Annotated in this window: 19 protein-coding genes and 1 other annotated feature; of the genes, 17 read left to right on the plus strand and 2 right to left on the minus strand. The window is 41.1% G+C overall.

The window, feature by feature from the left end; translation table 11 throughout:
- The first annotated feature begins 58 nt into the window (after positions 1-58).
- From PCY17_RS07885 to PCY17_RS07950, 14 genes are all read left to right on the plus strand, one after another.
- Positions 59-1,282, plus strand: coding sequence for an FtsW/RodA/SpoVE family cell cycle protein (locus tag PCY17_RS07885; protein ID WP_301392548.1), 1,224 nt, complete (start codon positions 59-61; stop codon positions 1,280-1,282).
- A 23-nt stretch (positions 1,283-1,305) separates the two neighbouring features.
- Entirely contained in the window at positions 1,306-4,002 is a 2,697-nt protein-coding gene (gene ppc / locus PCY17_RS07890) for a phosphoenolpyruvate carboxylase (protein ID WP_301392549.1), read from the plus strand.
- A gap of 96 nt (positions 4,003-4,098) precedes the next feature.
- Positions 4,099-4,314: a binding site (T-box leader), on the plus strand.
- A gap of 118 nt (positions 4,315-4,432) precedes the next feature.
- The gene (trpX, locus tag PCY17_RS07895; protein ID WP_000792183.1) at positions 4,433-5,428 is read left to right on the plus strand and encodes a tryptophan ABC transporter substrate-binding protein; all 996 of its coding nucleotides are present in this window, start codon (positions 4,433-4,435) and stop codon (positions 5,426-5,428) included.
- 65 nt (positions 5,429-5,493) lie between these two features.
- Positions 5,494-6,360, plus strand: coding sequence for an ABC transporter permease (locus PCY17_RS07900; protein ID WP_180833158.1), 867 nt, complete (start codon positions 5,494-5,496; stop codon positions 6,358-6,360).
- Positions 6,357-7,115 carry an ABC transporter ATP-binding protein gene (locus tag PCY17_RS07905; protein ID WP_000125417.1) on the plus strand — a complete coding sequence of 253 codons (759 nt, stop codon included), beginning with the start codon at positions 6,357-6,359 and terminating at the stop codon, positions 7,113-7,115. Before PCY17_RS07900 ends, PCY17_RS07905 begins: the two co-directional genes overlap by 4 nt.
- A 196-nt stretch (positions 7,116-7,311) precedes the next feature.
- The gene (gene dnaG, locus PCY17_RS07910; protein ID WP_301392550.1) at positions 7,312-9,072 is read left to right on the plus strand and encodes a DNA primase; all 1,761 of its coding nucleotides are present in this window, start codon (positions 7,312-7,314) and stop codon (positions 9,070-9,072) included.
- 2 nt (positions 9,073-9,074) lie between these two features.
- The gene (rpoD, locus tag PCY17_RS07915; protein ID WP_000201892.1) at positions 9,075-10,184 is read left to right on the plus strand and encodes an RNA polymerase sigma factor RpoD; all 1,110 of its coding nucleotides are present in this window, start codon (positions 9,075-9,077) and stop codon (positions 10,182-10,184) included.
- Between the two features lie 14 nt (positions 10,185-10,198).
- Positions 10,199-10,528 carry a metal-sulfur cluster assembly factor gene (locus tag PCY17_RS07920; protein ID WP_000331924.1) on the plus strand — a complete coding sequence of 110 codons (330 nt, stop codon included), beginning with the start codon at positions 10,199-10,201 and terminating at the stop codon, positions 10,526-10,528.
- A 113-nt stretch (positions 10,529-10,641) separates the two neighbouring features.
- Complete coding sequence (locus PCY17_RS07925) at positions 10,642-11,685, plus strand: glycosyltransferase family 4 protein (RefSeq protein WP_025171818.1); 1,044 nt, start codon at positions 10,642-10,644, stop codon at positions 11,683-11,685.
- 8 nt (positions 11,686-11,693) lie between these two features.
- Positions 11,694-13,019: a glycosyltransferase family 4 protein gene (locus PCY17_RS07930; protein ID WP_301392552.1), complete on the plus strand. Its 1,326-nt coding sequence runs from the start codon at positions 11,694-11,696 to the stop codon at positions 13,017-13,019.
- 20 nt (positions 13,020-13,039) lie between these two features.
- Positions 13,040-13,228: a PspC domain-containing protein gene (locus PCY17_RS07935; RefSeq protein WP_000735788.1), complete on the plus strand. Its 189-nt coding sequence runs from the start codon at positions 13,040-13,042 to the stop codon at positions 13,226-13,228.
- Positions 13,229-13,257: 29 nt separating this feature from the next.
- Complete coding sequence (locus PCY17_RS07940) at positions 13,258-13,392, plus strand: DUF4044 domain-containing protein (protein ID WP_000863851.1); 135 nt, start codon at positions 13,258-13,260, stop codon at positions 13,390-13,392.
- Positions 13,393-13,463: 71 nt separating this feature from the next.
- A complete protein-coding gene (gene obgE, locus PCY17_RS07945; protein WP_000061637.1) occupies positions 13,464-14,774 on the plus strand; it encodes a GTPase ObgE in 1,311 nt (436 codons plus the stop codon).
- Between the two features lie 9 nt (positions 14,775-14,783).
- Positions 14,784-14,948, plus strand: a complete 165-nt coding sequence (locus PCY17_RS07950) for a hypothetical protein (protein ID WP_000502578.1) — start codon at positions 14,784-14,786, stop codon at positions 14,946-14,948.
- A 35-nt stretch (positions 14,949-14,983) separates the two neighbouring features.
- Here the strand turns inward: PCY17_RS07950 and PCY17_RS07955 are convergent, their stop codons facing one another.
- Both PCY17_RS07955 and PCY17_RS07960 read right to left on the minus strand, forming a co-directional pair.
- Positions 14,984-15,454 carry an arginine repressor gene (locus tag PCY17_RS07955; RefSeq protein ID WP_001043016.1) on the minus strand — a complete coding sequence of 157 codons (471 nt, stop codon included), beginning with the start codon at positions 15,452-15,454 and terminating at the stop codon, positions 14,984-14,986.
- Positions 15,455-15,973: 519 nt separating this feature from the next.
- Positions 15,974-18,256 carry a Xaa-Pro dipeptidyl-peptidase gene (locus PCY17_RS07960; RefSeq protein ID WP_301392553.1) on the minus strand — a complete coding sequence of 761 codons (2,283 nt, stop codon included), beginning with the start codon at positions 18,254-18,256 and terminating at the stop codon, positions 15,974-15,976.
- A gap of 413 nt (positions 18,257-18,669) precedes the next feature.
- Here PCY17_RS07960 and PCY17_RS07965 point away from each other — a divergent pair, with 413 nt between their 5' ends.
- The 3 genes from PCY17_RS07965 to pyk all read left to right on the plus strand — a co-directional run bounded on the left by PCY17_RS07965 (position 18,670) and on the right by pyk (position 24,432).
- A complete protein-coding gene (locus tag PCY17_RS07965; protein WP_301392554.1) occupies positions 18,670-21,771 on the plus strand; it encodes a DNA polymerase III subunit alpha in 3,102 nt (1,033 codons plus the stop codon).
- Between the two features lie 81 nt (positions 21,772-21,852).
- Positions 21,853-22,860, plus strand: a complete 1,008-nt coding sequence (gene pfkA, locus PCY17_RS07970) for a 6-phosphofructokinase (RefSeq protein WP_000820878.1) — start codon at positions 21,853-21,855, stop codon at positions 22,858-22,860.
- A 66-nt stretch (positions 22,861-22,926) separates the two neighbouring features.
- Positions 22,927-24,432: a pyruvate kinase gene (pyk, locus tag PCY17_RS07975; protein ID WP_001042828.1), complete on the plus strand. Its 1,506-nt coding sequence runs from the start codon at positions 22,927-22,929 to the stop codon at positions 24,430-24,432.
- Positions 24,433-24,513: the final 81 nt, after the last annotated feature.

Genomic DNA, 24,513 nt, shown 5'->3' on the forward strand with positions numbered 1-24,513 from the left:
CTAGAAAATAAAACGGAATTGGGAACAGAAGCGTCTGTTCCTATTAGAGTGGTGAAATATGAAAATTAGTAAAAGGCACCTACTAAACTATTCCATTTTGATTCCTTACTTCCTTTTATCGATTTTGGGACTGATTGTGGTGTACTCGACAACGAGTGCAACCTTGATCGAAGAAGGAAAAAGTGCCTTTCAATTGGTGCGTAACCAGGGGATCTTCTGGATAGCTAGTTTGATTCTGATTGCCTTAATCTATAAATTAAAATTAGGTTTCCTAAGAAATGGGCGTCTCATCTTTATCGTAATGATTGTGGAGATGGTTCTTTTAGCTCTGGCGCGACTGGTCGGGACACCTGTCAATGGAGCATACGGATGGATTTCTGTAGGACCTGTAACGATTCAGCCTGCGGAGTACCTTAAGATTATCATCATCTGGTACCTGGCACATCGATTTTCAAAACAACAAGATGAAATTGGGGTTTATGACTTCCAGGTTTTGACACAGAATCAGTGGCTACCTCGAGCTTTTAATGACTGGCGTTTTGTTTTGCTGGTTCTGATTGGTAGCTTGGGAATTTTCCCAGACTTGGGAAATGCGACCATCTTGGTCTTGGTGGCGCTCATCATGTATACCGTTAGTGGGATCGCCTATCGTTGGTTCTCGACCATTCTAGCTCTCTTGGCAGGGAGTTCAATGTTAGTCTTGTCTGTCATTCGCTTTGTTGGGGTGGAGAAGTTCTCTCAAATTCCTGTATTTGGTTACGTTGCTAAACGTTTTAGTGCCTTCTTTAATCCCTTTAATGACTTGGCGGGTGCAGGACACCAGCTCGCAAATTCCTACTATGCAATGGTAAATGGTGGCTGGTTCGGACTGGGACTGGGAAATTCTATCGAGAAGCGTGGTTATCTGCCAGAAGCCCATACGGATTTCGTCTTTTCGATTGTTATTGAGGAGTTTGGATTCGTAGGAGCTAGTATGATTTTGGCTTTACTCTTCTTCTTGATTTTGCGAATCATCTTGGTTGGTATTCGAGCAAAGAATCCCTTTAACTCCATGGTTGCTATTGGTGTCGGAGGAATGATCCTTGTTCAGGTCTTTGTCAATATCGGTGGGATTTCAGGGTTGATTCCTTCTACAGGGGTAACCTTCCCCTTCCTTTCACAAGGTGGGAACAGTCTACTGGTATTATCCGTAGCCATCGCGCTTGTACTGAACATTGATGCAAGTGAAAAACGTGCCAAACTTATCAGAGAATACGAAAATCAAACCGATGAAAGTCTGTAAGGATTGAATGGAAAGGAAAGTATATGTCTCTTCAAAAATTAGAAAACTATAGTAATAAAGCAGTCGTCCAAGAAGAAGTCTTGATTCTGACTGAGCTATTAGAAGATATCACAAAAAATATGCTAGCGCCAGAAACCTTTGAAAAGATTATCCAGTTGAAGGAATTATCAACTAGTGAGAATTATCAAGGGCTCAATGACCTAGTGACCAGTCTTTCGAATGAAGAAATGATTTACATTTCACGCTATTTCTCTATCCTTCCACTTTTAATTAATATTTCTGAGGATGTGGATTTGGCCTATGAAATCAATCACCAAAACAATGTGGACCAAGACTATCTAGGAAAACTATCTACAACGATTAAGATGGTAGCTGAAAAAGAAAATGCTGCTGAAATTTTAGAAAAGTTAAATGTCGTTCCTGTCTTGACCGCTCATCCAACGCAAGTACAACGCAAGAGTATGCTGGACTTGACCAACCATATCCATACGCTTTTGCGCAAGTACCGTGATGTCAAACTCGGCTTGATTAATAAAGAAAAATGGCACACGGATCTCCGTCGTTACATTGAAATTATCATGCAAACGGACATGATTCGTGAGAAAAAATTGAAAGTAACCAACGAAATCACCAACGTGATGGAGTACTACCAAAGTTCTTTCCTGAATGCTGTTCCACGTTTGACAGCTGAGTATAAGAAACTAGCTAAAGAACAAGGTATCGAGCTCCAACATCCAAAACCGATTACTATGGGGATGTGGATTGGAGGAGACCGTGATGGAAATCCTTTCGTAACTGCAGAAACTCTTAACAAATCAGCCTTGACCCAGTGCGAAGTCATCATGAACTACTATGATGAAAAGATTTATAATCTTTATCGTGAGTTTTCACTTTCAACCAGCATCGTGAATGTCAGCGACAAGGTCCGTGAGATGGCGCTGAAGTCACAAGATAACTCGATTTATCGTGAAAAAGAACTCTATCGTCGTGCTCTTTTTGACATCCAAGCTAAGATGCAGGCTACCAAGGCTTATCTCATTGAAGACAAGGATCTTCAGCCAAGATATGCCACTGCAGATGAATTCTATCAAGATTTGTTGGCCATTCGCGATTCTCTCCTTGAGAATAAGGGAGAATACCTGATTTCAGGAGAATTTGTCGAGTTGATGCAAGCTGTCGAAATTTTTGGTTTCTACCTTGCTTCTATCGATATGCGCCAAGACTCTAGTGTTCATGAAGCCTGTGTGGCTGAATTGCTAGCATCTGCTGGCATCAACGACCACTATAGCGATCTGTCAGAAGACGAAAAATGTAGCCTTCTCTTAAAAGAGTTGGAAGAAGATCCTCGTATCCTCTCAGCGACTCATGCTGAAAAGTCAGAACTGCTTGAAAAAGAACTCTCTATCTTTAAAGCTGCGCGCAAGTTGAAGGATAAACTGGGTGAAAATGTTATTCGTCAAACCATCATTTCGCACGCAACAAGTGTATCCGATATGCTCGAATTAGCCATTATGCTTAAGGAAGTCGGCTTGGTAGATGCCCAAAAAGCCCGCGTTCAGATTGTTCCCCTCTTTGAAACGATCGAAGATTTGGATCACTCAGAAGAAACCATGAGAAGATATTTCTCTCTTCCTTTGGCTAAAAAATGGATTGCTTCAAAAGACAACTACCAAGAAATCATGCTTGGCTACTCTGATAGTAACAAGGATGGTGGTTACCTATCCTCATGTTGGACTCTCTATAAAGCGCAACAACAACTGACTGCTATTGGGGATGAATTTGGCGTTAAGGTTACTTTCTTCCATGGTCGTGGTGGTACTGTGGGTCGTGGTGGTGGACCAACTTATGAAGCTATCACATCTCAACCACTCAAGTCTATCAAGGACCGCATCCGTCTGACTGAGCAAGGAGAAGTCATTGGAAACAAATACGGTAACAAAGATGCAGCCTATTATAACCTTGAGATGCTGGTTTCTGCAGCTATTAACCGCATGATTACCAAGAAGAAGAGTGATACCAATACGTCAAATCGTTACGAAGCTATCATGGATCAAGTAGTAGACCGTAGTTATGATATCTACCGTGATTTGGTTTTTGGAAATGAATATTTCTATGACTATTTCTTTGAATCAAGTCCAATCAAGGCTATTTCAAGCTTCAATATCGGTTCGCGTCCAGCAGCTCGTAAGACCATCACTGAAATCGGTGGTTTGCGTGCCATTCCTTGGGTCTTCTCATGGTCACAAAGTCGTGTCATGTTCCCTGGATGGTATGGTGTGGGATCCAGCTTTAAAGAGTTTATAGATCAAGATCCAAAGAATATCGAGTTCCTTCGTGATATGTACCAAAACTGGCCTTTCTTCCAATCTCTTCTTTCCAATGTGGACATGGTCTTGTCTAAGTCTAATATGAATATTGCTTTTGAATATGCCAAGCTCTGTGAAGACGAAGAAGTACAAGCTATCTACTACACTATTTTAGATGAATGGCAGTTGACTAAGGACGTTATTTTAGCTATCGAAGGTTATGACGAACTCTTGGCAGAAAACTCTTATCTAAAAGACAGTCTAAACTATCGTATGCCTTACTTTAATATCCTGAACTACATCCAGTTGGAGTTAATCAAACGTCAACGTCGCGGCGAATTGTCGGCAGACGAAGAAAAACTGATCCATACAACTATCAACGGAATTGCAACCGGTTTGCGTAATTCAGGTTGATATTCTACAAACTTCCTCTTTTTTCAAGGGGAAGTTTTTGAATTGTTTAAAAAATTCTAAAAATAAGCTTGACAAGTAGTTGAAAAATGATATAATTTAAACATTCAGAAAGTAATCATGCTCATTTTTTAGAGAGTCTGTGGTTGGTGAAAGCAGATAGATGAAATTGATGAAATTGGGCTGAATGTACTTAAGAATTTGAAATCATAAAAATTCGGTGAGCACACCTTACAGTGCAACTCGTTATTGCGAGAAAGAGCGATAGGGATATTCCCTATAATTGAGGTGGCACCGCGCATCGACGTCCTCACACAAGTTTTTTGTGTGAGGACTTTTTCTATGAGGAGGAAAGATATTGGAATTTAAACGATGGCATCGCTTGATGATGTGATTTAAAAAATTAAGGTAAAAGAATTAAGGAGAAAGAAAAATGAAAAATAAACGTTTGATTGGAATTGTCGCTGGATTAGCAGTATTGGTAGTAGCTAGCTTGATTTATTCATCAATGAACAAGCCTGCAGCTAAGGAAGAGCAAAAGGTCGCTAAGGTTGGTGTCCTTCAATTTGTTAGTCATCCATCCTTGGACTTGATTTACCAAGGGATTCAAGATGGACTAGCTGAAGAAGGCTATAAGGACGACCAGGTAAAAATTGACTTTATGAACTCTGAAGGAGATCAGAGCAAGGTTGCAACCATGAGTAAACAATTGGTAGCAAATGGAAACGATGTAGTTGTTGGGATTGCAACACCAGCAGCTCAAGGACTTGCAAGTGCTACTAAAGATCTACCAGTTATCATGGCTGCTATTACAGACCCAATCGGTGCTAACTTGGTCAAAGATTTGAAAAAACCAGGTGGCAACATCACAGGGGTGTCAGACCACAACCCTGCTGAACAACAAGTAGAGTTGATAAAAACCCTCACACCAAATGTCAAAACAATCGGCGCTCTATACTCAAGTAGCGAAGATAACTCAAAAACACAGGTAGAAGAATTCAAGGCTTATGCTGAAAAAGCAGGTTTGACAGTCGAAACATTTGCCGTTCCATCAACTAACGAAATTGCTTCAACAGTCAATGTTATGACAAGCAAGGTTGATGCGATTTGGGTTCCAATTGACAACACCATCGCATCAGCATTCTCAACAGTTGTTTCAAGTAACCAAACAGCTAAAAAGCCAATCTACCCAAGTGCCACTGCCATGGTAGAAGCAGGTGGATTAGCATCTGTAGTAGTTGACCAACACGATCTTGGTGTGGCTACTGGTAAAATGATTGCCAAAGTTTTGAAAGGTGAAAAACCAGCTGATACGCCAGTTAATGTCTTTTCAACTGGTAAGTCAGTGATTAATAAAAAACTAGCGCAGGAACTTGGTATCACCATTCCTGAGTCCGTTCTAAAAGAAGCAGGACAAGTGATTGAATAAAGATAAAGGAGGAGCTGGGCACATCTCCTCCCATTTTTACTAAAGAAAGAAATGAGTGAAAGATTATGATAGTATCCATTATTTCTCAGGGGATGGTCTGGGCGATTCTAGGTTTGGGAATCTTTATGACTTTTCGAATTTTGAATTTCCCTGATATGACTACTGAAGGTTCTTTTCCTCTTGGGGGAGCAGTAGCTGTAACCTTGATAACACAGGGAGTCAACCCATTTTTAGCAACCCTAGCCGCAGTAGGAGCGGGCTGTCTAGCTGGAATGGCGGCAGGTCTCTTATATACCAAAGGAAAAATCCCAACCCTCTTATCAGGGATTCTGGTCATGACTTCCTGCCATTCCATCATGCTCATGATTATGGGGCGTGCCAATCTGGGGCTTCTTGGAACCAAGCAAATTCAGGATGTCTTGCCTTTCGATTCAGACCTTAACCAACTCCTGACTGGATTAATCTTTGTAGCTCTTGTTATTGGTCTCATGCTCTTTTTCCTTGATACCAAACTAGGTCAGGCCTACATCGCTACAGGTGACAATCCCGATATGGCTCGTAGCTTTGGTATCAATACGGGTCGTATGGAACTCATGGGCTTGGTTCTCTCAAATGGGATTATCGCGCTTGCAGGAGCCTTAATTGCTCAACAAGAAGGATACGCAGATGTTTCCCGAGGAATTGGAGTGATTGTCGTAGGGCTTGCTAGCTTGATTATTGGTGAGGTTTTGTTCAAGAGTTTGACCTTGGCAGAGCGACTCATGACCATCGTTGTAGGATCTATTGCTTATCAGTTCCTTGTTTGGGGAGTGATTGCTCTTGGATTTAATACAAGTTATCTGCGTTTGTACAGCGCCTTGATTTTGGCAGTTTGCCTCATGATTCCAACCTTCAAAAGCAAATACCTGAAAGGAGTCAAGTTTAGCAAATGACAGCAATTGTAGAATTAAAAAATGCTACCAAAGTCATCACCAATGGCTTTGACGAAGAAAAAATCATTCTGAATGATGTTTCTCTTGAAATTTTCGAACATGATTTCATTACCATCTTAGGGGGAAATGGAGCGGGGAAATCAACGCTTTTTAACACGATTGCAGGTACCTTACCTTTAACAAGTGGAAATATCCGTATCATGGGGGAGGACGTGACGAATTTTTCACCTGAAAAGCGGGCTAAGTACTTGTCTCGCGTCTTTCAGGATCCTAAGATGGGTACGGCTCCCCGTATGACAGTGGCGGAAAATCTCTTGATTGCCAAGTTTCGTGGTGAGAAGAGAGGACTCCTGCCTAGAAGGCTTTCAAGCCATAGGGAAGAGTTCCAGACTACCATTGAAAAGGTTGGAAATGGTCTTGAAAAACATCTGGACACTCCTATTGAGTTTCTTTCAGGTGGACAACGTCAGGCCTTGAGTCTCTTGATGGCAACTTTGAAACGACCAGAGTTGCTCTTGTTGGATGAACACACAGCAGCCCTTGACCCAAAAACAAGTGTGGCATTGATGGAATTAACAGATGACTTTGTCAGCAAAGATCATCTAACAGCCTTGATGATTACCCACCATATGGAAGATGCACTGAAGTATGGAAACCGTCTGATTGTCATGAAGGAAGGTCGAATCATCCAAGACCTCAATAAAGAAGAAAAAGCTAAGATGAAAATTTCAGACTACTATCAATTATTTGAATAGATGAGTGAAGTAACCATCAAAAAATAGTGAAAATTAACTTAGAAACATGGAAGTGTTTCTGAGTTTTTTATCTCCTCTTTCTATCTAGAAAAATAAGGCAAAGAGAATTACGGAAAGCGTATGAAATGGTTTACTTTTTTTCAGAAATGAGCTATACTAGTTTACGTGAAACTATGATAAGATGGAGGTATTGTGTATGGTTGACAAGCAAGTCATTGAAGAAATCAAAAACAATGCCAACATTGTGGAAGTCATAGGTGATGTGATTTCTTTACAAAAGGCTGGACGGAACTATTTAGGGCTCTGTCCTTTTCATGGTGAAAAGACCCCTTCTTTCAACGTTGTGGAAGACAAGCAGTTTTATCACTGTTTTGGCTGTGGTCGTTCAGGAGATGTCTTTAAGTTTATCGAAGAATACCAAGGTGTGTCCTTCATGGAAGCCGTTCAGCTCTTAGGAGAGCGCGTCGGTATTCAACTAGCTACGCCGGTACAGTCTCGTCCCCAACAAACTTCCCCTCATCAAGCTCTATACGATATGCATGAAGAAGCTGCCCGTTTTTACCATGCCATCCTCATGACGACAAAGATGGGAGAAGAAGCAAGGGCTTATCTCTACAAACGCGGATTGACAGATGATGTTCTGAAGCACTTCCAGATTGGACTAGCTCCAGCAGAGAGAACTTATCTCTATCAACGTTTGGCTGACAAGTTTGAGGAAAAGGATTTATTGGATTCTGGCCTGTTTTACCTGTCAGATGGCAATCAGTTTTATGATACTTTCTTCGGACGGATCATCTTTCCTTTGACGAATGACAAGGGGCAGGTTATTGCATTTTCAGGTCGTATCTGGCAAGAAACGGATAGTCAGACTGCCAAATATAAAAATAGTCGCTCGACTGCAATTTTTAACAAGAGTTACGAATTGTATCATTTGGACAAGGCAAAAAAGGGAACAGGTAAGATTACAGAGCTCTATCTGATGGAAGGCTTCATGGATGTGATCGCAGCCTACCGTGCTGGTATAGAAAATGCTGTAGCTTCCATGGGAACAGCCTTAAGCAAGGAGCATGTTGAACACCTCAAACGCTTTACCAAAAAGATAGTTCTCAGCTATGATGGTGACAAGGCAGGGCAGGCAGCAACAGCCAAGGCTCTAGAGGAATTAAAAGACTTCTCAGTGGAGGTTGTTCGAGTACCTGATGCCATGGACCCAGATGAGTATTTGCAAAAGAATTCTACTGAAGACCTGGCTTACCTTTTAACCAAGACCCGGATTAGTCCTATAGAGTTCTATATTCACCAGCTCAAGCCAGAAAATAGTGATAACTTACAGGCGCAAATTGAGTTCATTGAAAAGATTGCGCCCCTAATCGCCAAAGAAAAGTCTATCACTGCCCAGAATTCTTATATCCACATTCTGGCGGATAATCTACCTTCCTTTGATTACCAGCAGGTAGAACAGATAGTAAATGAAAGTCGGATTGTTCAGAGGCAGGAAAGAGTCAAAGAGGAGCAACCCCCAGCAGCGATTAGTTTACCTGTAACGCGACAACTGACAGCAGTCATGAGAGCAGAGGCTCATCTCCTTTATAGGATGGCTGAGAATCCAGTTGTTCTAAATGACTACCGATTAAGAGAAGATTTTTTCTTTGATACCCCAGAATTTCAGATTCTTTACGAATTATTAAGTGAGCAGGGAGAAATCGGCTCAGAGGAGCTTTCTCATCAGACGCCTGAGGTTGAAAATGCTTGGTACCACGTGCTTAGCTTGGATTTGCCAGTTGAGATGTCGCCTCAAGAGCTAGCGGAAGTCGAAGCGACTCGAAACCGTGCCCTCCTCAGCAAGGACAACTTAAGAATTAAAAAGAAAGTGCAGGAAGCTAGTCATGTAGGAGATACAGACACAGCCTTGGAAGAATTGCAACGATTGATTTCCCAAAAGAGAAGAATGGAGTAATAATGGCAACAAAACAAAAAGAAGTAACCACATTTGATGTGCAAGTAGCAGACTTTATCCGTAACCACAAAAAAACAGGAACAGCAACAGATGACGAAATCAATTCAAGTCTGGTTATTCCTTTTACCCTAGATGCAGACGGCATTGAAGACCTTTTGCAACGGATTCAGGATGCTGGAATTTCTATCACAGATAATGAAGGAAATCCAAGTGCGCGTGTGCTTAGTGCAGAAGAAGAACCAGAACTCAGTGATGAGGACTTGATTGGCTCAACTTCTGCCAAGGTTAATGACCCTGTCCGTATGTATTTGAAGGAAATCGGGGTCGTTCCTCTCTTGACCAACGAAGAGGAAAAAGAATTGGCCCTAGCAGTTGAGGCTGGTGATATCGAAGCTAAACAACGCCTTGCAGAAGCCAACCTTCGTTTGGTAGTTTCGATTGCTAAGCGCTACGTAGGGCGTGGCATGCAGTTTCTTGACTTGATTCAAGAAGGAAACATGGGTTTGATGAAGGCTGTTGACAAGTTTGACTATTCAAAAGGATTCAAGTTTTCAACTTACGCAACTTGGTGGATTCGTCAGGCGATTACCCGTGCCATCGCTGACCAGGCCCGTACTATTCGTATCCCTGTCCACATGGTAGAAACCATTAACAAGCTTGTCCGTGAACAGCGGAATCTCCTTCAAGAATTGGGGCAAGATCCAACTCCTGAACAAATTGCTGAGCGTATGGATATGACACCTGACAAGGTCCGTGAAATCCTAAAGATTGCCCAAGAACCAGTATCACTTGAAACACCGATCGGTGAAGAGGACGATAGTCATCTTGGGGACTTTATCGAAGACGAAGTGATTGAAAATCCAGTAGACTACACAACTCGAATCGTTTTGCGTGAGCAGTTGGATGAAGTCTTGGATACTCTTACAGATCGTGAAGAAAACGTTCTGCGCCTTCGTTTCGGTTTGGACGATGGAAAAATGCGTACTCTTGAAGATGTTGGGAAAGTCTTTAACGTGACTCGTGAGCGTATCCGTCAGATCGAGGCCAAGGCTTTGAGAAAATTGCGCCAACCAAGTCGCAGCAAACCCCTTCGTGATTTTATTGAAGACTAAGAGTGAGGAATAACATGGCTTATACAGAAGAGCAAATCGAAAATATCAAAACACGCATTTTAAATGCCTTGGAAGAAGTAATTGACCCTGAGTTGGGGATTGATATTGTCAACCTAGGTTTGATTTATGAAATTCGTTTTGATGGTGAAACAGGTCACACTGAAATTGATATGACCTTGACAACTATGGGCTGCCCACTGGCTGACCTTTTGACAGACCAGATACACGATGCGATGACAGATGTGCCTGAGGTAACTAATACCGAAGTTAAATTGGTCTGGTATCCAGCTTGGACGGTTGAAAAAATGAGCCGATATGCACGTATCGCTCTAGGAATTAAATAAAGACTAAGAAAAATGCGAGAGACGATTGGAAAATAGGATAATTTTATCCTTTTTCCAATCGTCTCTTCTTTCTTTTGCTGATTTTCTGGAAATAAAATGGTATAATGAAAGGTATGGAAAACGAAAAATTGCGTATTAATATGCTAAGTTCAAGTGAAAAAGTAGCTGGTCAAGGAGTGTCAGGAGCTTATCGAGAATTGGTTAGTCTCCTTCACCGCGATGCCAAAGACCAGTTGATTGTTACGGAGAATCTTCCTGTAGAGGCAGATGTAACTCATTTTCACACTATTGATTTCCCTTATTATTTATCTACTTTCCAAAAGAAACGCTCTGGGAGAAAAATTGGCTATGTGCATTTTTTGCCTGATACGCTTGAGGGGAGTTTGAAGATTCCATTTTTCCTAAAAGGAATTGTCAAACGCTATGTTTTTTCCTTTTACAACCGAATGGAACACTTGGTGGTGGTCAATCCCATGTTTATCGAGGATTTGGTGGCTGCTGGTATTCCGCGTGAAAAAGTAACTTATATTCCAAACTTTGTAAACAAAGAAAAATGGCATCCATTACCAGCTGAACAGGTTGCACAACTCCGAAAGGAAATGGATCTTGCGGAAGATCAGTTTGTCGTAATCGGTGCGGGTCAGGTTCAGAAACGTAAAGGGATTGATGACTTTATCCGTCTTGCTGAGGAATTGCCAGAAATTACCTTTATCTGGGCAGGTGGTTTTTCATTTGGTGGGATGACAGATGGTTATGAACGCTACAAGAAGATAATGGACAATCCACCCAAAAATCTTATTTTCCCTGGAATTGTGTCACCGGAACGGATGCGGGAGCTTTACGCTATGGCGGATCTATTCTTGCTACCAAGTTACAATGAATTATTCCCTATGACTATCTTAGAGGCCGCTAGTTGCGAGGCTCCTATTATGTTAAGAGATTTGGATTTGTATAAGGTTATTCTTGATGGGAATTATCGTGCTACAAGTGATGTTTCCGAGATGAGAGAAGCAATCCTAGAATACAAGAATGACCCTGAAGCCTTAAAGGACTTGAAAGAAAAAGCTCGCGAGATCTCCAAAGAGTACTCTGAGGAGCATTTGTTGGAAATCTGGTTAAAATTTTATCGAGAACAGGCTGCTTTGGGCAAAAAGTGAGGTAATTTATGCGAATTGGTTTATTTACAGATACCTATTTCCCTCAGGTTTCCGGGGTCGCGACTAGTATACGGACCTTGAAAACTGAGCTTGAAAAGCAGGGGCATGCAGTTTTTATCTTTACAACGACTGATAAAGACGTGAACCGCTACGAGGATTGGCAAATTATTCGCATTCCGAGTGTCCCTTTCTTTGCATTTAAGGATCGACGATTTGCCTACCGAGGTTTTACAAAGGCGCTTGAAATTGCTAAGCAGTATCAACTCGATATCATTCATACCCAGACAGAATTTTCTCTTGGTTTGTTAGGAATTTGGATTGCGAGAGAATTGAAAATTCCAGTTATTCATACCTACCATACCCAGTATGAAGACTATGTGCATTACATTGCTAAGGGCATGCTAATTCGTCCGAGTATGGTAAAATATTTGGTGCGTGGCTTCCTTCATGATGTAGATGGCGTGATTTGCCCTAGTGAGATTGTTCGTGACCTTTTATCTAAATACAAAGTCAAGGTTGAAAAGCGTGTCATCCCAACTGGAATTGAGCTGGCTAAGTTTGAACGACCTGAGATCAAAGACGAAAACTTACAAGAGCTTCGTTCGAAGTTAGGTATTCAGGAAGGCGAGAAAATGCTGCTGAGCCTTTCGCGTATTTCTTATGAGAAGAATATCCAAGCAGTCTTAGCTGCCTTTGCGCAGGTTTTGAATGAAGAAGACAAGGTGAAGTTGGTTGTTGCTGGAGACGGACCTTATCTGGATAGTCTGAAAGAACAAGCAGGGAAATTAAACATACAAAAATATGTGATTTTTACAGGTATGATTGCTCCAAGTGAGACAGCCTTGTACTATAAAGCAGCTGATTTCTTTATTTCAGCTTCCACTAGTGAAACCCAAGGATTGACTTATCTAGAAAGTCTAGCCAGTGGAACGCCTGTTATTGCTCATGGCAATCCCTATCTTGAAAATCTGATCAATGATAAAATGTTTGGGACCCTCTACTATGGAGAACGAGAGCTTGCGGGAGCTATCCTTGAAGCATTGATTGCTACTCCTGATATGTCTGAACAAAAGTTAGCGGATAAGTTGTACGAGATTTCGGCTGAAAATTTTGGGAAACGAGTTCATGAGTTTTACCTTGATGCTATTATCTCAAATAACTTTGAACATGAGTTACATGATGGACAACCTGTCACTCAGCGCTTCTTAAAAACGATTCTTTATCTACCTCAACAGGCTGTTACAAGCCCAGTAAAAGAATCCAAGCGTATTTTAAGAGCGTCTCGAAAACAATTGTCTAGCATCAGAGATTATTGGAGAGACGAATTCAAATAATAGAATAAGAGGAAGAAAAAATGAAAAAATTAATGAGAAGCGGAAAAGATCAAAAAATTGGTGGAGTATGCGCAGGAGTTGCTCATTATTTTGATATTGATCCAACAATTGTTCGTGTCATTTGGGCTGTTCTTGCATTTTGTTATGGGACAGGAGTCCTTGCTTATATCATTTTATGGTTGATTGCACCAGTTTCATCAGAATATTAAATTAGAATTATATAGAAAAAGGAGAAGTTATGGCTTTTGGAGATAACGGAAAACGCAAAAAAACATTGTTTGAAAAGGTGACGCTTGTTGTCGTGCTCATCATGTTGTTTGTAACCCTTGCTGGTATCTTTGCAACTGCGCTTGGAGCTTTCAGTAGATTCTAAGCAAGCTACGAGGATAGAAACAATAACTAATGACTGGGTTCTCCCCAGCCTTTTTAAAGTGAGAAGAAAATATGAGTATGTTTTTAGATACAGCCAAGATTAAGGTCAAGGCTGGTAATGGTGGCGATGGCATGGTTGCCTTTCGCCGTGAAAAATATGTCCCTAATGGCGGTCCTTGGGGTGGTGATGGTGGACGTGGAGGAAACGTTGTTTTCGTGGTAGACGAAGGCTTACGTACCTTGATGGATTTCCGCTATAACCGTCATTTCAAGGCTGATTCTGGTGAAAAAGGGATGACCAAAGGAATGCACGGACGTGGTGCAGAAGATCTTCGTGTTCGCGTACCACAGGGAACTACTGTACGTGATGCAGAAACTGGCAAAGTCATTACAGACTTGATTGAACATGGTCAGGAATTTATCGTGGCTCATGGCGGTCGAGGTGGTCGTGGAAATATCCGTTTTGCCACGCCAAAAAATCCTGCACCTGAAATCTCTGAGAATGGAGAACCAGGTCAAGAACGTGAGTTGCAACTGGAATTGAAGATCCTAGCGGATGTCGGCTTGGTCGGTTTCCCATCTGTCGGAAAGTCAACTTTGCTTAGTGTCATCACTTCAGCCAAACCCAAAATCGGTGCTTACCACTTTACGACGATTGTCCCTAATTTGGGAATGGTTCGTACGCAGTCAGGTGAATCTTTTGCAGTAGCAGACCTTCCAGGTTTGATTGAAGGGGCTAGTCAAGGGGTTGGTCTTGGAACCCAGTTTCTTCGTCATATCGAACGTACTCGAGTTATCCTCCATGTCATCGATATGTCAGCTAGCGAAGGACGTGATCCTTATGAGGATTACCTTGCTATCAATAAAGAATTGGAATCCTATAACCTTCGTCTCATGGAACGTCCACAGATTATCGTAGCCAACAAGATGGATATGCCTGAAAGTCAGGAAAATCTTAAAACTTTCAAGGAAAAGTTGGCAGCAAACTACGACGAGTTTGAGGAACTTCCAGCCATCTTCCCAATTTCTGGTCTGACCAAGCAAGGCTTGGCTACACTTTTGGACGCGACAGCCGAGTTGTTAGACAAGACTCCAGAATTCCCGATTTATGATGAATCCGATATGGAAGAAGAGGCTTACTATGGCTTTGACGAGGAAGAAAAGGCCTTTGAGATTAGCCGTGATGATGATGCGACATGGGTACTTTCTGGTGAGAAACTCATGAAACTCTTTAACATGACCAACTTTGACCGTGACGAATCAGTCATGAAGTTTGCCCGTCAGCTTCGTGGTATGGGGGTTGACGAAGCCCTTCGTGCGCGTGGCGCCAAAGATGGCGATTTGGTCCGCATTGGTAAATTTGAATTCGAATTTGTAGACTAGGAGATTGATATGGGAGATAAACCGATATCATTCCGAGATGCAGATGGAAATTTTGTTTCTGCAGCAGATGTGTGGAATGAAAAGAAACTAGAAGAATTGTTTAATCGTCTCAATCCTAAACGTGCTCTTCGATTGGCGCGTACAAAGAAAGAAGAAACACAGTCAAAGAAATAAAAAATTCCCGTGATCTTTTAATCACGGGATTTGTTTTATTCACTAAAGAAAAATGGTGGCGCATATTTTTTAAGACTCTCAAAACAAGCCTGCGCTTTTGCAGCATCTTCACAGATAATCATGCAGACATCATCACCACAAAGGGTTGCAACGATATCTGGAAAGGCCAAGGAATCAATTACAGATCCAAACGATTGGGCTAAACCGGGTAAAGTTTTCAAAATAACTTGGTGTTGCACAGGACGCAGCATAACAAGAGCGTCTTCCATATAATTTTCAAGTCGTTTTTCCCATTTGGAAATAGATCCTGTATTTAGCACATAATAAGAATTATCCTCTTCGCGCACTTTTGAAAGGTTCATGGTTTTGATATCGCGTGATAAGGTAGCCTGAGTAACTTGGATATCATTTTCCGCTAATAAGGCTTGTAATTCAGCTTGAGTGTGGATTTTGTTTTTTGAAACGAGGGCGCGGATAAGTTGGTGTCTGTGTTCTGATTTGTTCATAAAGTAAGTACTCCTTTTACAAGGTACAGTAGCGTGGACTGAACGAAAATGTCAGTCGGGTGGTAGGCGGTATTGTCACGTATGATGATTTCACAGTCAGTAGGATAAAGAACTAGATGGAGAGATTCTCCTTCTTTTAACTTGTCACTAGTTGCGTGCAGATAAACTGGGTAACAATCCGTTCATCTACATTGATGTTCTTTAATGACAGTGAATCATTCAATTTGGGTAGCTTTTTGTCACGGCTTGTTGTGAATTCACTCTAAATGTAATTCACAGTGATTTCCAACATGTGGTCTAGTAGCGTGTATGATAAATGGTTACACATGTTGGTTAGAGGGAGTATCTTTTGTCCAAGTTCTATCTAGGGGCTTCTAAAATGCTTTCAGATGAACTGGATTTGATACGAAATTTATGTTTGATTCGACTGTTCAAGAGGAAAGCCTTGGTTATAGGAAGTTCAATGGTCAAATTCATTGACTTTTCCTTTGAATACTTCCATATTGAAAGTCTGGTAGATTATACCTTTTGACAGGGAAGGATAAGACTAGACTGTGCTAAATCAACAGTCAACTGATAGTCTGTATTATCTCGAATTGTAATCTCAAAGTCTGTTGTATAGAGAACCAAACGGAGAGTATCTCCTTTTTTAAGTTTGTAGATAGTTGGTTGAAGCTCTAGCTTGAAGTCCATCCATTCATTTGGTTGGATTTCTTCAATCATCAAGAGATTGGTTCGATTTTGAAGATTAAGGTAGCCTTTGGTGATGACACGTTGGGCACTTGGGTTGAATGGCAGTTCACAGAGATTTTCTAACATGTGGTAACGACCATTATCAATGGTTCTAGCACTTAAAACAGCTGGATAAGGTTGTAGATATTTCTTTTGTCCAAGTTCTAACAGTTGGGCTGATAATAAGCCCTTGTTCGTACTCGATTTGACACGAAGTTTCAGCTCCACTCGCCCATTTAAGTGAATGTCTTGACTTACTGGAAGGTCAATGGTGATCTGATTGGCTTTTCCTTGGTAAAGTTCAGTGTTGAAGGTCTGGTAAGTCTTACCATAACGATCAAAATCTTTTTGATCATACTGGTTTTGAATCACTTTTTCCTCATTACCAAGAGAGAAGGTATGCAGTTCATCCTGTTTGCCAAAGTCATCAAGATCTTGCCATCTTTGCGGTTCGGTATTGTCCTGCCAGATGACAGTCGGAAGTTGATAGCCTGAGTCAAGTCCTAACAATTTCTTACTTAACAAGGCATTCATGGACTCGCGGAAGTCGATCGACTGCCAGTTGTTCATATAGACATGGGCACCATGATGGAAAAAGAGGTGCTTATTGATATGGCTAGGAAGGGCATGAAACATCTGGTAAACATGAAGAGGTTTGACGTTCCAATCCTGGGAACCATGCGTAAAGACGACCTCAGCTTGAACCTTGTGAGCATTGAGCAGATAGTTGCGGTCATGCCAAAACTGATTGTAGTCACCAGTCTTGCGATTGAGTTTCTCTTTAACCTTTTCTAAGTCGGTTTGATGAGCTTCATTACCACGAATATAGTCACCAGCTTGGAGGTTGCGGGAGTAGGTCAGTTCAGCAAGTGAGTCAAAATCCTCACCTGGATAGCCCCCTGGGCTGGTCACTAGACCATTTTCCCGATAGTAGTTGTACCAAGAGGAAATACCTGCTTCTGCGATGATCACTTCCAAGCCATCAACACCAGTGGTGGCGAGACCATTGGACATGGTACCTAGATAGGAAATTCCTGTTGTTGCGACTTTGCCGTTTGACCAGTCAGCCTTGACTTGGCGCTTGCGCGTGTGGTCCGTGAAAGCACGGCAACGACCATTGAGCCAATCAATGACATTTTTATAGGCCTCAATCTGCTGGTAGTCCCCATTGGTCATGAGCCCTTGGGAATCCCTGGTCCCAACACCCGATACATAGAGATTGGCAAATCCACGTGGGAGGAAGTAGTCATTTAGAGTATATGAGCTATTGATATGAGATAGCTTTTCTTCAGCTTCTGTGACAACTTCTGCTTGACCATGAGGTTCGACTAAATTCAGCTTAGGTTCTTCAAGTTCAATGGTGTGGGGCGGTTTGACCTCAAGCTCTCCCTCCATTTTATAGAGAGCCTTGTCACTGGCTTTGTCGTTGGTCCCTTGGTGGTAAGGGCTGGCAGTCATGACTGAAGGAATCTGTCCATCATAACGCGGGCGAATAATGCTGACCTTGACTAAGTCAGGGAGTCCGTCTTTATCAGTATCCACACGGCTCTCGACATATACGACTTCACGAATGACATTGTGAGTAGAGAAGGTTGCCAAGCTCTTACCATTAAAGTAGTGGTAGTGATTGTATTCTGAAATGAGTCCATCACTAACAAGCTGATCGATGAGCGTATTTCCTTTTTTCGTTCGCGTATTGAGTAACTGATAAAGATTTTCAATGAGATCTCCATAAACAATAGGAAAACCAGTTTCTTTACGAAACTGTTCGGAATCTTCAAAGTCAACAAGATAGCTAAATCCTAAAAGTTGAAAAACTACTGTGTAGAAAATCTCCGCAGTTAACTCACGGTCTGACTGGAAAAAGGTTACTAAATCTGTTTCTTTATCCGCAGCCAAAGTCGACAAGGAATAATCCGTGTTAGAATAAGTGAAAAAACTCCAACGAATGAAGTCTTCAAACTGTCTTTTTAAGGACAGTTGGGGTGACAGCTTTAGACCAAGACCTTCTAATTCCTCAAATCGTTGAGAACTAGTGGTTGGTTGGTAGCTGAATTGATTAAAACGCATGTTTCTCTCCTTTGAAAACAACTAAATTTATTATATCAAAAAAGAGGGAAAAATGGAATAAATAAACTTAAATGAAATAAATTTCTTAAACCAGCATATCAATTTGGTAAGTTATTATAAAATGCTGAATAAATACCATAGAAGTAAGCCTTTTTCTAGAGATTTTTATATGTAAAACTGCATATAACTCCTATCTTTATTATTCTTCGTTTGGTATAAATATATCTAAATTTACATTTAAAACTATTATATAATATTAATTTTTTATTTTCTTCCTTTGAAAAATGAAGAATTTAACAGTAAGAAGAGAAGAAGTTTGTAACTGATGATATTGAAAAGAAAGTGCAGAGTTGCTTCAATATCCAGCTTTAAATGGTATAATAGTAGTAAAACGAAAGCAAGGAGGAGAAGAAATGATTGCACAGCTCGACACCAAGACTGTTTATAGTTTTATGGAAAGTGTGGTTTCGATTGAAAAATATGTACAAATGGCTAAAGAATACGGCTATTCTCACCTTGCTATCATGGATGTGGATAATCTCTATGGAGCCTATCATTTTCTAGAAGCAACTCGTAAGCATGGCATTCAACCTTTAATTGGTTTAGAAATGACCTTGGTCAAAGATGAGGAGAATCTCTCTCTACGTTTTCTAGCCCTATCAACTAAAGGTTATCAAGAGTTGATGAAGTTATCCACTTTAAAAATGACTGGACGGAAAAATTGGTCTGACTTCACCTCCCACCTTGAAGATGTGGCCATTATTGTTCCCTATTTTAATGGGGTCGAACAGTTGGATTTGGGGGTTGATTATTTTATCGGTGTCAGTCCAGATACTCCTCAAGAAGCCTTTACTAGACCCATTTTTCCACTCTATCAAGTCAATTCTTTTGAAAAAGAAGATATTCAAGTTTTACAAATCTTGTCAGCAGTCAAGGATAATGTCAGTCTGAGAGAAGTGGATCTGCATTCACAACAAGGAATCTTTCTACCTGCCTCAGACTTGGAAGCACGGTTTAAAAATCGCTTCCCTCAGGCGCTTGCCAATCTCCAAGGCTTGATAGAGAATGTTAGCTACCAACTTGATCCAAGTTTAAAACTCCCTCGTTTTAATGCTGAAAGACCAGCGGTAGAAGAACTTAGAGAGAGGGCCGAGCAAGGCTTGATTGACAAGGGGATAACCTCAGCTATCTATCGCGAGCGTTTGAATGAAGAATTAGCTGTGATTCATGATATGGGCTTTGATGACTATTTCCTAGTCGTTTGGGATTTGTTGCGTTTTGGACGTTCCCAAGGCTACTATATGGGAATGGGGCGCGGTTCTGCGGTTGGTAGTCTAGTAGCTTACTCACTGGATATTACAGGAATTGACCCGGTTGAAAAGAACTTGATTTTCGAGCGCTTTTTAAATCGTGAGCGCTACACCATGCCTGATATCGATATCGACATTCCTGACCTCTATAGACCAGAGTTCATTCGCTATGTTCGTGATCGGTATGGTAGTCAACATGTGGCGCAGATTGTCACTTATTCGACCTTTGGAGCCAAACAAGCAATTCGTGATGTTTTCAAACGCTATGGTGTCCCTGAGTATGAATTAACCAATATTACGAAAAAAATCAGTTTTCGAGATACGCTAACGACAGCCTATGAAAAGAATTTACAGTTTAGACAGGTCATCAATAGCAAAATGGAATATCAAAAAGCTTTTGAGATTGCTCGAAAGATAGAAGGTTATCCTCGTCAGACCTCTATTCATGCTGCAGGAGTCGTTATGAGCGACCAAGACCTGACAGACTATATCCCACTCAAATACGGTGAGGATATGCTGATCACCCAGTATGATGCTCATGGTGTTGAAGCTAATGGACTTCTAAAAATGGATTTCCTCGGTTTACGTAACCTGACTTTCGTACAAAAAATGCAGGAATTATTGGCTGAGTCAGAAGGTATTCATCTGAGAATAGAGGATATTGATCTGGAAGACAAAGAAACTCTGGCTCTCTTTGCTGCTGGAAATACCAAGGGGATTTTCCAATTTGAACAACCTGGCGCCATTCGACTCTTGAAACGTGTTCAGCCGCAAGTCTTTGAAGAGGTAGTAGCCACAACCTCGCTGAACAGACCGGGGGCAAGTGATTATATTGATAATTTTGTCGCTCGGAAGCATGGTAAAGAAAAGGTGACGGTACTAGATCCTGTCTTAGAAGACATCCTTTCATCAACCTACGGTATCATGCTCTATCAAGAGCAGGTCATGCAGGTTGCTCAGCGATTTGGAGGCTTCAGTCTTGGTAAAGCCGACATTCTCAGACGAGCCATGGGGAAGAAAAATGCTAAAGAGATGCATTTGATGAAGGAAGATTTTATCACAGGAGCTATGAAACTTGGGCATACAGAAGAAAAGGCCAACCAAGTTTTTGCAGTGATGGAAAAGTTTGCAGGCTACGGTTTTAACCGATCCCACGCCTATGCTTACTCAGCCCTAGCTTTCCAGCTTGCTTATTTCAAGACACACTATCCTGCTATTTTCTTTCAAGTCATGTTGAATTATTCGAGCAGTGATTACATTGTAGATGCATTGCAGATGGGCTTTGAAGTGGCTCCTTTAGCAATCAACAGCATTCCCTATCATGATAAGATTACCCAAGAGAAAATCTATCTTGGTCTAAAAGCCATTAAGGGCATGCCAAGAGATTTGTCTTACTGGATTATTGAAAATCGTCCCTTCTCAAGTATTGAAGATTTTGTAACACGTCTTCCCAAGAATTACAAGAAACTGTCGCTTTTGACTCCTTTGGTTGAACTGGGGCTTTTTGATGAATTTGATAAGAACCGTCAGAAAATCTTAGTGAACCTACCAAACTTATTTGTTTTTGTTGAGGAATTAGGTGGACTTTTTGCGGATACAAATTATAGTTGGACTGAAGCTGATGATTTTACTGAGGCAGAGAAATTTTACAAAGAGCAGGAACTGATTGGGGTAGGTATCAGTCCCCATCCTCTCCAAACTCTTGCCAAACAAGCCCTATATCCGACCACTCCAATCACTAATCTTACTGAGGGAGCTCAAGCCACTCTCCTAGTAGAACTTCAAAAGATTAAAGTGATTCGAACCAAGAAAGGTGAGAGTATGGCCTTTCTACAGGTTCATGATAGTAAGTCTCGGATGGATGTAACTGTATTTTCAGACCAATATAGAAAATTTGCTTCCAATTTATCCGAAGGGAAATTTTACTACATCAATGGAAAAGTTCAATCTCGAGATGGTCGTCTGCAAATGATTGCACAAGATTTGAAAGAAGCAGTGGCGGAACGATTCTGGATTCAAGTTAAAAATCATGAAAATGATAAAGAGATTTCAAATATCCTAGAACAATACAAAGGCCCAATCCCTGTCATTATCAGGTATGAAGAGGAAGGAAAAACGGTTGTTTCTACACAACATTTTGTAAGAAAAGATTCTGCTCTAGAGGAAAAATTAGAGGGAATTGCTATGAAAACGATTTATCGCTAAAAATACGGAAAATAGAAGAATTTTCGATTTAAATATGGTATAATCAGTAAGAATGTTAAAAGAAAAAGGAGCATAAACCAAATGAAACGTATTGCTGTTTTGACCAGTGGTGGAGACGCCCCTGGTATGAATGCTGCCATCCGTGCAGTAGTTCGCCAAGCAATCTCAGAAGGAATGGAAGTTTTTGGTATCTATGATGGATACGCAGGTATGGTTGCCGGTGAAATTTATCCACTTGATGCTGCTTCAGTGGGAGACATCATTTCACGTGGTGGTACTTTCCTTCACTCTGCTCGTTACCCTGAGTTTGCACAACTTGAAGGCCAACTTAAAGGGATTGAGCAGTTGAAAAAACACGGTATCGAAGGAGTCGTAGTTATCGGTGGTGATGGTTCTTATCATGGAGCTATGCGCTTGACGGAGCATGGATTCCCTGCTATTGGACTTCCAGGTACAATCGATAACGATATCGTAGGTACTGACTTTACAATCGGATTTGATACTGCAGTTACGACTGCAATGGATGCGATTGATAAGATTCGTGATACATCATCAAGTCACCGTCGTACTTTCGTTGTTGAAGTAATGGGACGTAATGCAGGTGATATCGCTCTTTGGGCAGGTATTGCAACAGGTGCTGACGAAATCATCATCCCTGAAGAAGGTTTCAAATTTGAAGACATCGTAGCAAGCATCAAAGCTGGATATGAACACGGTAAGAAACACAATATTATCGTTTTGGCAGAAGGTGTTATGTCAGCGGCTGAATTTGGTCAAAAACTAAAAGAAGCTGGAGATACAAGTGACCTTCGTGTCACAGAACTTGGTCACATCCAACGTGGTGGTTCACCAACCGCTCGTGACCGTGTATTGGCATCACGCATGGGTGCACACGCTGTTAAACTCCTTAAACAAGGAATCGGTGGTGTCGCTGTTGGTATCCGAAACGAGAAAATGGTTGAGAATCCAATTCTTGGAACAGCAGAAGAAGGAGCTTTGTTTAGCTTAACAGCGGATGGTAAGATCGTTGTTAACAACCCTCATAAAGCTGATCTTGAACTTTCTGATTTGAACAAGAGCTTGTCCTAATCAACTTTCATTAATTTGGTAACATGACCTTAAAAGGTCGAATTATATAAAGGAGTCACAAAAATCATGAACAAACGTGTAAAAATCGTTGCAACTTTAGGTCCTGCGGTTGAAATCCGTGGTGGTAAAAAATTCGGTGAAGACGGATACTGGGGTGAAAAACTTGACGTTGAAGCTTCAGCTCAAAATATTGCTAAATTGATTGAAGCAGGAGCAAACACTTTCCGTTTCAACTTCTCACATGGTGACCACCAAGAACAAGGTGAGCGTATGGCAACTGTTAAACTTGCTGAAAAACTTGCAGGTAAAAAAGTTGGTTTCCTTCTTGATACTAAAGGACCTGAAATCCGTACAGAATTGTTTGAAGGTGACGCAAAAGAGTACTCTTACAAAACTGGTGAAAAGATCCGTGTTGCAACTAAACAAGGAATCAAATCAACTCGTGAAGTGATTGCTTTGAACGTTGCTGGTGCTCTTGATATCTACGACGATGTTGAAGTTGGTCGTCAAGTATTGGTTGACGATGGTAAATTGGGTCTTCGCGTTGTTGCAAAAGACGATGCAACTCGTGAATTTGAAGTAGAAGTTGAAAACGACGGAATTATCGCTAAACAAAAAGGTGTAAACATCCCTAACACTAAAATTCCTTTCCCAGCTCTTGCTGAACGTGATAACGATGATATCCGTTTCGGTTTGGAACAAGGTATCAACTTCATCGCTATTTCATTTGTACGTACTGCAAAAGACGTTGAAGAAGTTCGTGCAATCTGTGAAGAAACTGGTAATGGTCACGTTCAATTGTTTGCGAAAATCGAAAACCAACAAGGTATCGATAACTTGGATGAAATCCTTGAAGTAGCTGATGGTATCATGATCGCCCGTGGTGACATGGGTATCGAAGTACCATTCGAAATGGTTCCAGTTTACCAAAAAATGATTATCACAAAAGTAAATGCAGCTGGTAAAGTCGCTATCACAGCAACAAACATGCTTGAAACTATGACTGAAAAACCACGTGCAACGCGTTCAGAAGTATCAGACGTGTTTAACGCTGTTATCGACGGAACCGACGCTACAATGCTTTCAGGTGAATCTGCAAACGGTAAATACCCACTTGAGTCAGTAACAACAATGGCTACAATTGACAAGAACGCTCAAACTCTTTTAAAAGAATACGGTCGCTTGTCGTCTGTTAACTTGTCACGTAATTCTAAGACTGAGGTTATGGCTTCAGCTGTTAAGGATGCAACAAACTCTATGAATATCAAGTTGGTGGTTACTCTTACTAAGACAGGTCACACTGCTCGTTTGATTTCTAAATACCGTCCAGATGCTGATATCTTGGCAATCACTTTCGATGAATTGACTCAGCGTGGTTTGATGCTTAACTGGGGAGTTATCCCAGTAACAACTGATCGCCCATCAAACACTGATGATATGTTTGATCTCGCTGAAAGAATTGCAGTTGAGCAAGGTTTGGTAGAATCTGGTGACGATATCGTTATCGTTGCAGGTGTGCCACTTGGAGAAGCTGTTCGTACAAACACAATGCGTATCCGTACAGTACGTTAATCTAACACAAAAACCTATCATTTCAGGCTGAAAAGCTTGAGTGATAGGTCTTTTTTTATCAAAATGGAATGGTATTTAGTA

The sequence above is a fragment of the Streptococcus sp. SO2 genome (assembly GCF_030440025.1).

Coding starts and splice junctions, on each gene's coding strand:
- PCY17_RS07885 (WP_301392548.1), top strand. CDS start 59: ATGAAAATTAGTAAAAGGCACCTACTAAACTATTCCATTTTGATTCCT.
- ppc (WP_301392549.1), top strand. CDS start 1,306: ATGTCTCTTCAAAAATTAGAAAACTATAGTAATAAAGCAGTCGTCCAA.
- trpX (WP_000792183.1), top strand. CDS start 4,433: ATGAAAAATAAACGTTTGATTGGAATTGTCGCTGGATTAGCAGTATTG.
- PCY17_RS07900 (WP_180833158.1), top strand. CDS start 5,494: ATGATAGTATCCATTATTTCTCAGGGGATGGTCTGGGCGATTCTAGGT.
- PCY17_RS07905 (WP_000125417.1), top strand. CDS start 6,357: ATGACAGCAATTGTAGAATTAAAAAATGCTACCAAAGTCATCACCAAT.
- dnaG (WP_301392550.1), top strand. CDS start 7,312: ATGGTTGACAAGCAAGTCATTGAAGAAATCAAAAACAATGCCAACATT.
- rpoD (WP_000201892.1), top strand. CDS start 9,075: ATGGCAACAAAACAAAAAGAAGTAACCACATTTGATGTGCAAGTAGCA.
- PCY17_RS07920 (WP_000331924.1), top strand. CDS start 10,199: ATGGCTTATACAGAAGAGCAAATCGAAAATATCAAAACACGCATTTTA.
- PCY17_RS07925 (WP_025171818.1), top strand. CDS start 10,642: ATGGAAAACGAAAAATTGCGTATTAATATGCTAAGTTCAAGTGAAAAA.
- PCY17_RS07930 (WP_301392552.1), top strand. CDS start 11,694: ATGCGAATTGGTTTATTTACAGATACCTATTTCCCTCAGGTTTCCGGG.
- PCY17_RS07935 (WP_000735788.1), top strand. CDS start 13,040: ATGAAAAAATTAATGAGAAGCGGAAAAGATCAAAAAATTGGTGGAGTA.
- PCY17_RS07940 (WP_000863851.1), top strand. CDS start 13,258: ATGGCTTTTGGAGATAACGGAAAACGCAAAAAAACATTGTTTGAAAAG.
- obgE (WP_000061637.1), top strand. CDS start 13,464: ATGAGTATGTTTTTAGATACAGCCAAGATTAAGGTCAAGGCTGGTAAT.
- PCY17_RS07950 (WP_000502578.1), top strand. CDS start 14,784: ATGGGAGATAAACCGATATCATTCCGAGATGCAGATGGAAATTTTGTT.
- PCY17_RS07955 (WP_001043016.1), bottom strand. CDS start 15,454: ATGAACAAATCAGAACACAGACACCAACTTATCCGCGCCCTCGTTTCA.
- PCY17_RS07960 (WP_301392553.1), bottom strand. CDS start 18,256: ATGCGTTTTAATCAATTCAGCTACCAACCAACCACTAGTTCTCAACGA.
- PCY17_RS07965 (WP_301392554.1), top strand. CDS start 18,670: ATGATTGCACAGCTCGACACCAAGACTGTTTATAGTTTTATGGAAAGT.
- pfkA (WP_000820878.1), top strand. CDS start 21,853: ATGAAACGTATTGCTGTTTTGACCAGTGGTGGAGACGCCCCTGGTATG.
- pyk (WP_001042828.1), top strand. CDS start 22,927: ATGAACAAACGTGTAAAAATCGTTGCAACTTTAGGTCCTGCGGTTGAA.